Source organism: Fuchsiella alkaliacetigena (assembly GCF_023227765.1).
Taxonomy (GTDB): domain Bacteria; phylum Bacillota; class Halanaerobiia; order Halobacteroidales; family Acetohalobiaceae; genus Fuchsiella; species Fuchsiella alkaliacetigena.
In genome coordinates this window covers 1-8,171 of the sequence record NZ_JALKBZ010000074.1, presented here as the reverse complement: position 1 = coordinate 8,171, position 8,171 = coordinate 1, and the positions used below count along the sequence as shown (strand labels likewise).

The 8,171-nt window shown below is 35.1% G+C and carries 4 protein-coding genes; all 4 read left to right on the top strand.

Annotated elements, in window-relative coordinates:
- Positions 1–60 precede the first annotated feature (60 nt).
- Positions 61–1,590: an HD domain-containing phosphohydrolase gene (locus tag MWH30_RS12880; protein ID WP_248664503.1), complete on the top strand. Its 1,530-nt coding sequence runs from the start codon at positions 61–63 to the stop codon at positions 1,588–1,590.
- A 331-nt stretch (positions 1,591–1,921) separates the two neighbouring features.
- Positions 1,922–4,903, top strand: a complete 2,982-nt coding sequence (locus MWH30_RS12875) for a PAS domain-containing hybrid sensor histidine kinase/response regulator (RefSeq protein ID WP_248664502.1) — start codon at positions 1,922–1,924, stop codon at positions 4,901–4,903.
- Positions 4,904–5,424: 521 nt separating this feature from the next.
- On the top strand, positions 5,425–6,987 hold the full coding sequence (locus MWH30_RS12870) for a BCCT family transporter (RefSeq protein ID WP_248664501.1): 1,563 nt from the start codon (positions 5,425–5,427) through the stop codon (positions 6,985–6,987).
- An 81-nt stretch (positions 6,988–7,068) separates the two neighbouring features.
- Complete coding sequence (locus tag MWH30_RS12865) at positions 7,069–7,884, top strand: epoxyqueuosine reductase (protein WP_248664500.1); 816 nt, start codon at positions 7,069–7,071, stop codon at positions 7,882–7,884.
- Positions 7,885–8,171 lie beyond the last annotated feature (287 nt).

Below are 8,171 nucleotides of genomic sequence, written 5' to 3'. Positions count from 1 at the left end.
GAATTCCTATAGAACAAGTTTACGACACTTTAGACCTTGATGGAAATAAGTTACAATTAGTTGCATAGAAAGAGTTACCATCAAAATAAATCGGGAGATACCTTTCCGGTTGAAGTTACTTGTCATCATTTAAAGTTGAGAGAGCAAGAATGTGAGTTTGCTTTTGTGCAGGATATAAGTGAGCGTAAGCAAAAGACTGAGCAGTTAAAGGAGACTAATAATTTATTGGCAGGTATCTTTGAAAGTATTCAGGATGGGATTAGCGTGCTTAATCCAGATCTCACTATTCGCCATACTAACTGGGTGATGGAGAAGTGGTATCAAGAAAGTTTACCGCTACAGGGTAAAAAGTGCTATCAGGCCTATCATAATCGCCAAGTTCCCTGCATAGACTGTCCTAGTTTAAGGTGCATTAAGAGTGGCGAGGTAGAAAAAGAGGAGGTTTTGGGCCCGGAAGACTCCGAAGTCGACTATCTAGAAGTATTTAGTTATCCGATGTTTGATAAGGATAGCGGAGAAATAGAAGGAGTAGTTGAATTCGTTCGTGATATAACTGAGCGAAAGAAAAAAGAGAAAAAACTAGAGTATCTTTCTTATAGTGATTTTTTGACTGGCTTATATAATCGGCGTTTTTTTGAAGAAAAGATAAAGCGCTTAGATGTGCAAAAACAGCTACCAATTAGTATTATAGTATTTGATGTAAACGGTTTGAAGATTATAAATGAGACTTATGGTAATCAAAAAGGAGATCAGATCTTAATAAAGGTAGCAGATATATTGAGTTCAACTATACGCCAAGAGGATATTTTAGCTCGTTGGGCCGGGGATGAATTTGTTGCTTTACTACCCCAAACTAATAAAAAAGAGGCTGAAGAGTTTTGTAAGCAAATAAGGGAAAAGTGTGCTGCTAGCAGAGATGATAAAAATCCTATTTCTTTAGGTATGGGAGTTGCTGTTAAAGAGAGAGTTGGTGAAGATATATATGAAGTTTTACATCAAGCAGATGAGTATATGTATCAAGACAAGCTTGTTAACAGCAGAAGTGCTAAAAATAAAGTAGTAGAGAGCTTATTAAATACTTTAGGAGCTAAAAGCGATGAAACTGAAGAACATGCCTTGCGAATGGCAGAATTTGCTACAAAACTCGGGGAAAAGCTGGGACTTTCTAATACTCAACTAAATAAACTTTCTCTTCTGGCTACTCTGCATGACATAGGTAAAGTTACTATTCCTGATCAAATATTAAGTAAGTCAGGGGACTTAACAGAAGAAGAATGGCAGATTATCAAAGAACATCCTGAAAGAGGCTATCGAATTGCTTTGGCTACCGAGGAGTTTGCTCCTGTAGCTGATTTGATTTTAGCTCATCATGAACGGTGGGATGGAAATGGTTATCCGCAAGGGTTAGCGGGGGAAGAAATACCATTTCTGGCCCGGATTATTACAATTGTAGATGCCTATGATGTCATGAGCAGCGGTAGAGTTTATAAAGAGGCTATGAGTAAAGAAAAAGTGCTAACAGAACTAAAAAGATGTGCTGGTTCTCAGTTTGATCCTAACTTAATAGAAGAGTTTATCAATATAGTATAATCTGTTTTTTCTTATCAAAAGGAGTTAGTAGATCAATTCAGAATTTAATATATAGAGCTCTTAATTTTAAGATATAAAGAGCAAAGGTCGCTCCTTTCTAGCATTTAATTTATTATCAAGAGGATTAATTTTGCTAAGAAAGGAGCGATTAGTTATTGAAAATACTTCAATAGTTGCAAGCAGTAGTTTATAGAAGTAAAAGCTTAAAAGATTAGGTATTAAGCAGGTATATATTAAAGATAAAGAGAATAGAGAGGTAGAGATATTGAATAACAATTAGTGAGACTATTTGGGTATTTTCACCGTTGTCATCAAAGGGAGGGTTTAAGATATGGATTCAATTGAAGCACTGAAGGGAAAAGAGAAATTAATTTTAAATACCTTAACAGAAAATGAAATATTAGTATTTTATCAAGACTGTGACTCAAATATCCTGTGGGCCAACAGTAAGGCTGCTGAATCTTTTGATCAGCAGCAGGGCTCTATTATTGGTCAAAAATGCTATCAAGTCTTGAGAAATAGAAACTCTCCTTGTGAAAACTGTCCCGTTGTCAAGGCTGTAGAAAAGGGAGAGGTATCTAAAGGTGAAATAACTACTCCCGGTGAACGATATTGGAGTGTGATAGCATCTCCAGTTTTTAATGAAGAAGAGGAAATAATCGGAGTTATAGAGACAGCCTTTGAAATTACTGAAAGTAAAGAAAAAGAAATTGAATTGAGAAAGCAAAAGGAGTTGCTAGAAGGAATAATAGATGGAGTTCCGGATATTTTAACAATTTTAAATCCTGACTTTAGCATAGAAAAGGTTAATAAAGCAGGTTATAAAGCCTTGGGTATGAGCCCTGAAGAAGTACAGGGGAAAAAATGTTATGAACTACAGGGGAAGGATGAGAAATGCCGGGACTGTGCTACTCAAAAGGCCTTACAGAGTAAGCGTTTGGAGAATATAGAAAAGTATAATCCAAAGTTCGATAAGTATATTAGTTGTTACAGTAATCCTATCTTAGATGAAGAAGGTAATGTAATTCAGTTTGTGGAACAGATTCGAGATGTTACTGAGGAAAAATTAGCTAAGCAAAAATTAGAAAAAGAGAAGCAGTTTATTGATTCAGTTTTAGAAACTCAGTCAGGATTAGTAGTAGTTTTAGATACTGCCGGAAAGATAGTTCGTTTTAATTCGGCTTGTGAGAGGGTTACGGGTTATTCTTTTAGTGAAGTTAAAGGAAAGAAGGTTTGGGATTTATTTATTATAGAGGAAGAACAGGAAAGTACTAAAGAGGTATTTTCAGAGCTATTAGCAAGAGATTTTCCTAACCAAAATGAAAACTACTGGCGGACTAAAGAGGGAGAACTACGCTTGATTTCTTGGGCCAACAATGTTATTACCGATGAAGAGGGAGATATAGAGTATGTTGTTGCTACGGGGATTGATATTACTGAAAAAAATCAGTTGATAAAAGAATTAAAGATGAAGAATAAGGCTATTCAAAAGTCCGGTACTGCCTTTGCTTTTGCTGATCAAGAAGGGTTAATTATTGAAGTTAATAATGCTTTTCTTGAAATGTGGGGTTATGAGAGCGAAGAAGATGTTTTAGGGCTGAATCCTTTAGATTTACATCCACCTAAGGAAAAAAAACGGATAACTGATAGTCTGAAGCAGATTAGAAGTGGTGGAACTTGGCAGGATGAGCTTACAGCTATTAAAGCTGATGGTTCTAAATTTGAGGTTTACACTTCTTCTACAGTGATGAAAGATGAGGCAGGAGAAATACAGGGAATGATGGCTTCTTTTATTGATATTACTGAGAGCAAAAGAGTAAAAGAAGAGCTAAGAGAAGCTAAGCAGAAAGCCGAAGCTGCTAATAAGGCTAAATCGGAGTTTTTAGCTAATATGAGTCACGAGATCCGTACTCCTTTAAATGCTGTGATTGGTTTTAGTGAAATTTTAGAAAAGCAAATTGAAAATCCTAAATATCAAAACTATTTAAAGTCTATCAAAGATGCTGGAAACAATTTATTGAAGTTGATTAATAATATTTTAGATATATCTAAAATTGAAGCAGGCCATTTAGAAATAAAAAAGGAGTGGCTAGCTCCTAATATTATACTTCAGGAGATGGAGTCTATCTTTGCTTATCGAGCTGAAGAAAAAGGGCTTAATTTTATTCAAGAATCTGATTTGTTTTCCGATGTAGACTGCAAAAGTAGCTTTTTTGAAATAAAACTGGATGAGACTAGATTAAGACAGATATTAATTAATTTAATCGGTAATGCTATTAAATTTACTGATACAGGTTATATTAAAGTATCAATTCAAGGAGAAGAAAAGGAAGATTCTAAACTGCATTTAGAGTTTATAGTAGCAGATACAGGTATTGGGATTTGTAAATCAGAACAAGAGATGATTTTTAAAGCCTTTACTCAACGACAGGATCAGAGCTTTGAATATGAAGGAACTGGCTTAGGATTAACTATTTGTCAGCGTTTAGCTAAACAAATGGGTGGTAGAATTGAGTTGGATAGTGAGGTAGATAAAGGTAGTATCTTTAAAGTTGTGTTTCCGGAGGTGGAATATAAGTTTCGAGAAAAAAATTCAAGAGAAGAAAAAACGAATTATGATTTAATTAATTTTAATTCTCAAGAAGTATTAATAGTAGATGATATTGAATCTAATTTGGAGCTGCTTAAAATTAAGTTAGAGAATAAAGGGTTAAGGGTTTTAACAGCTAACAGTACTAAGCAAGCTTTAGAGTTAGTTAAGGAGCATCAACCTCAGTTAATTTTGCTAGATTTGAAGATGCCGGGTCTAGATGGTTATCAGGCTAAGGAGTTAATAGAAGCAGAATTACAGAAAAAAGTGCCGATAATTGCTTTAACAGCCTTTGCAACTACCACAGAAGAAAGAAAGGTTTGGAAGGCTGGCTTTACTGCTTTTTTAAGCAAACCTATAGAGGAACAAACTTTGTTTGCAGAAGTAACTAAGCATTTAGAATATACTCTTAGCGAAGAGAAAGAGGAGCAGCTAAATATATCTCTTGAAAAAGATGTTGATCTAGAGAATTTAGTAAAGGTTTTGGAGGAGGATTTATTAACTAAATATGAAAAGATAAAAGATGCAATAGTTATAAATGAAGTTGAGGAGTTTGCTGGATTATTAGCAAAAATAGCAGCAGACTATAGTATAGATAGTTTAAGTAATTATGCGCAGGAACTATTAGTCCATGCAGAGAGTTTTGATTTAGATAATCTAAAGGCTAAGCTATCTGATTTTCCATTCTGGGTAGATAAGTTAAAAGAGTTAAATAATGATTAGTTATTTAAAGAGACTACCATAGCTATGCATAAGTGGAGTGATAGAACTGAAAAAGTTGTTAATTTAGTGGAAATGATATTTTTTAAAGTTGCCGTGAGGCAACTTTCTTTATTTTTTTAGATATTTATTTCAATTTGACATAAGTATTCTAATTTGACAATGAGGGATAATCGGTGATATGAAGGTAGGTTTAAGGTTAATTATTTCAGTTTGAGATAACTGTTCATAATTTTATAAATTATTAAAATCAAATAATAGTTTTAGAATTAGCCTAAGTCCTATTAGCTTAGGATTTATGAGAAAAATATAACTTAGCCTGTTCCTTGGAATGGAAATTGCATTTTTAAATATAGTGAAAGATGATATAGATAAATCTATCTTATTAAAAATTTAAGCTAACAAAGTTTAAGCAGCATTAAAAAATTTAGCAGAGGAGGTGTTAAGAATTTAGTATTGGAGAAAAAAGTTATTAGGCACTTATTTGATTATAATTAATTATATTACCGGAGGAGGAATGAAAAATGAAAAAGTATTTTGGAGATTATGATAAACCTTTATTAATAGCAACTATTGTGTCGGTAATTGCTATTTGTGCTTTTGCTGTTTTAAGGACAGCAGCCTTTGATGCTTTTTGGAATGGACTTCAATCCTTTCTTACTGGGAGCTTTGGTTGGTTATATATATTAGTAGCAGCAGCCTGTGTTGCTTTCTGTCTCTTTATAGGCTTTAGTAAGTATGGTGATATTAAGTTAGGTAAGGAAGATGAAGAAGCGGAGTACTCTATGTTTGCTTGGGCTTCTATGTTAATCAGTGCAGGAGTTGGAGTTGGCTTTTACTTTTGGGGTTTAGCTGAACCTTTAACTCACTGGATGGAAACGCCGTACTTAGCAGAAGCGGGAAGTAAGGAAGCCGTTACAACTGGAGTAAGTATTTCCTTTTTACATTGGGGAATTCATGGTTGGGCTATTTATGTTATTACCGGTTTAGGCATTGCTTTAGCGGCTTATAAGCTGGATAAGTCTTTAAGCTTTTCAGCAGGTCTTTATGGAATTTTGGGGGATAAAATTAAGGGCCCGATTGGTAAGGTCCTGAACTTTCTGTGTGCATTTGCAACAATTGCTGGGCTGGCAGCTTCCTTAGGAATGGGAGTTTTATCGCTTAGTTTTATTGTAGTAAGGTTATTTAGTTTACCAGATACTGTACTGCTTAAGGTTGCTATCATGGGCGTAGTAATGATAATTTATTTAATTACTACAGCTCTTGGTCTCAAAAAAGGAATGGCCAAGTTAAGTTCATTGAATGTATATATGGCTATAGGAGTATTAGTGTTTATTTATTTATTCGGTGATACTATTTTCTTAACCGATCTTTTTGTTAACTCTATTGGAGACTATGTAGGTAATATAGTTCATATGTCTTTTTGGACTGATCCTCTGGGTCAACAAGGTGACTGGCTTGGTTGGTGGACTCTCTTTTACTGGGCTTGGTGGTTCTCTTGGGCTCCATATATCGGTGGTTTCTTAGCTAGAATCTCTAAAGGAAGAACTGTTAGAGAGTTTGTACTAGGCGGTATGTTCTTGCCTACGATTCTCTGTTTTGTTTGGTTTACTGTCATGGGAGGTACTGGAATTCAGTTAGAAATGAGTGGAGCGATGCCTTTATGGGATTCAGTACAGAACGAGGTTGCTTCCGGTTTTTATCTAATGTTAGATGATTTTCCTTTGACATTTTTAATATCCTGTGTAGCTTTAATCAATTTGACAACCTTTCTTACTACCTCGGCCGATGCTGGTTCAACATATTTAGGGGTGCTCTTATCTAGAGGTTCTTCAACTCCTAGAAAAGGTTTAAAGATTATAGGGGGAGTATTGCTGGCCGCTTTACCAATAGCTCTTATCTATGGTGGCGGTTTAGAAGCATTGCAGACAGTAGCACTTGTAGGAGCCTTTCCCTTTGCGATAATTATAGCAGTAATTATGGTATCGGTTATGATAATGTTGAAAAAAATAGTACCTGCAAGTCCAAAAATTAAACAGGTAAACGTGACTAAAGAAGCTAGTGAAGGTAGCGAATTGAGCACTTAACTTATATATAGCCTCGGAATTAAACTCCGGGGCTGTATACATTGCTAAGAGAAATAAAAGTTATCAATAGGAGGGGTTGAAATGGATAGAGTTAATAGTTTTAAGTTTTCATCATCAATCTTAAAGAAGGCTCAGGAGTTTGGAGCCGATTTGGTAGGGATTACTAGTGTAGCAGAGCTAAAAGAATGTCCTTCATATACGGCAGCTCCTAAAATACCACAGGTAGAGGTAGGACAGCGAGAGAGTGATTTAGAGCCAGGCGAGGTTGACTGGCCTGCAGGTGCTAAAAGCGTGATTGTAATTGCTATTTCTCATCCTGAAGATGAGCCGGAGTTGGACTATTGGTATGGTAAGCATGCTCCGCCGGGCAATCAAAAGCTGGTGGATACTGTTGATAAATTAATTGAATGGATTAATGATAACTATGAAGAAGTAGAAGCACATCATATACCTTATCATGTTGAAAAAGGTGGGATCTTTTTAAAGGATGCAGCAGCTATGGCCGGACTAGGTTGTGTAGGAAAAAATAATCTCTTTGTTTCTCCGGAGTATGGGCCTAGGGTTAGGCTGCGGGCCCTAATAGTTGATGTAGACTTGCCTGTCACAGGGCCCACCGACTTTGATCCTTGTGCTGATTGTGAAAAATACTGCTTGCAAAAATGTCCTCAAGGCTCATTTAGTTCAATAATTTATGAAGCAGCAGAGATTGGTCAGGAAATACTGCCAGGTAGAATTGGCAACTATAGTCGTTTTAAGTGTAATGAACAGATGGAAAAAGACATAGAGAAGGCAGAAGAAAGGAACGAGATGGTAAAACATGAACCTAGTGGTGAAATGGTGCAGCTGTTAAAGTACTGTCGAAACTGTGAACTTTCTTGTCCAATCGGAAAAGAGTAAAATTTATAACATATAAGAGCAAAGCGACCTGTAAAAGGGTCGTTTTTTTATTTTTGCAAGTGAAAATTATAATAAAGTCGCTTAAATGATTGTCTGTTTTAAACTGTCATGATATAATATTGTCGTTCTTAGTATAATATTGTCGTTTTTTAGGATCTTTAAATAATTTCTAATTTAGTTTAAAATTTAAGCATAATTTAAAAGTTAAACTAAGGAGGTTGTAACAGTTGTTAAAATACTAGTAAAAACTATATAAAAGTTATAAAAACGCTTGAAGATCTATCTAT

Excerpts from the sequence above, each read along its gene's own strand:
- MWH30_RS12875 (WP_248664502.1), top strand. The coding sequence starts at position 1,922 with ATGGATTCAATTGAAGCACTGAAGGGAAAAGAGAAATTAATTTTAAAT.
- MWH30_RS12870 (WP_248664501.1), top strand. The coding sequence starts at position 5,425 with ATGAAAAAGTATTTTGGAGATTATGATAAACCTTTATTAATAGCAACT.
- MWH30_RS12865 (WP_248664500.1), top strand. The coding sequence starts at position 7,069 with ATGGATAGAGTTAATAGTTTTAAGTTTTCATCATCAATCTTAAAGAAG.